Source organism: Nitrospirota bacterium, assembly GCA_020846775.1.
Classification (GTDB): Bacteria; Nitrospirota; 9FT-COMBO-42-15; order HDB-SIOI813; family HDB-SIOI813; genus RBG-16-43-11.
This window is the reverse complement of sequence record JADLDG010000134.1, coordinates 1-1,420: the sequence shown is the minus strand read 5'-3', so window position 1 is coordinate 1,420 and position 1,420 is coordinate 1. Positions and strand designations below refer to the sequence as shown.

Below are 1,420 nucleotides of genomic sequence, written 5' to 3'. Positions count from 1 at the left end.
TGTAGAGTTCGTCGCGACTCACGGGCGCTCTCTGCGAGCGAGCACGCTTGGCTCCCGTGAATGGCGCCGGAGCGCGGTGACTGTGCTCGGCGCCGCCCTCCTTTGCCGCGTAGTAGACGCCCTGAATGGTCGTATCGGCGGCGGCTCGGCCGACCGCGACCGCGGCCTTGCCGACCATCTTCGCGCCTTCGACCGCGGCGGCTACGGCGACTCCGGCAACGACACTAGCACCTGCGGTAACGGGAGCGGCCACCGCACCGGCGGCGACCGCGCCACCGCTCGCTCCGCCAGCAGCACCTCCGGCAGCACCTCCGGCGGCGCCGGTCGTCGCGCCCGCACCGGCTCCCGCAGAGGCCGGCAAGGGCGCTGTTCCCGACGGCGGCGCGCCCGCCGACGCCTCGGCGCCGAGCTCGGGACCGCCAGGTCCTGCGGTTGGAAGCCCGCCTCCAGGGTCGGCCCCTCCCTGCATGGAGTCGGCGCCCGACTTCTGCCCGGCCTTCAGCAGACCGCCCGCGCCGCCGGCGGCAGCGCCGGCGAGTCCAGCGACTTGAGAGGCGGCGGCCATCGCCATCGTCATCGCGAACCCGCTGATCATTCCGTCGAGGCCGATGCCGGAGAGAAACTTGGCCGTGAAGACAGGCGTCATCAAGATCATCAGCGCCACGAGAAAGCACACGACCGCCTGCTTGAAGAGGCCGTCGGCGTCAGTGCCCTGTGCGAAGTTCTTGAGCGCTGCGTTGATGACGAGAAAGCACAGGCTGAGCGCGATAGGCCAGCACGCGATGTTGATGACGCTCATCACGTAGCCGCGTGCGATTTTCACGCCTTGATCGCCGAGGACGGCGAGTACGACAGCGAGCGGCCCGAAGATCATGAGGATGGCCCAGGTCAGGTGCATGATGGCGTAGATAAGCTGGTAGAGACCGGTGGCAAGCCACCAGGAGAGAAACAGCAGGACGGCGCTGAGTCCATTCGACAGCATGTCGAGGATGGAGCCGTCCTGGAGCATCTTCTCGAGCCCGTCCGAGAGGTTCGTGTACATCTCCTCGCTTGCGAGTGCCGTCCCGCCGTCTTGCGCGAGCGTGCCGAAGCCGGAGTCGATCGCGTAGGCGATCGCGTCGCAGATGATCTGCAGCTTCTCCATGCCCCACGGCAGCGCGAGCAGCCCGATGAAGGAGATGGCGGAGCGCACGCAGATCTGCGCCGGATTGACCCAGTTGCCGAGCGCGATGCCGAAGTACCAGCCTACGCAGGCCAGGAGAAAGAGGACCGCCATGCACTTGCGCGCGACGTCGGCGACGCGCTCCTGCATCTGCTTTGCGGCGTCTTTGAGGTACGGGAGATTGTCGAGAATCTGCCCGGGGTTTCCGTCGCCGTTATTGGGCGGGACACTCTGGGCGAGGATCGTGGGAAGGTGAGC

At 67.3% G+C, this 1,420-nt stretch carries 1 protein-coding gene; it reads right to left on the bottom strand.

What is annotated here, in order from left to right:
* The coding region (locus tag IT392_13655; protein ID MCC6545517.1) for a hypothetical protein at positions 1–1,420 on the bottom strand (1,420 nt) is incomplete at both ends.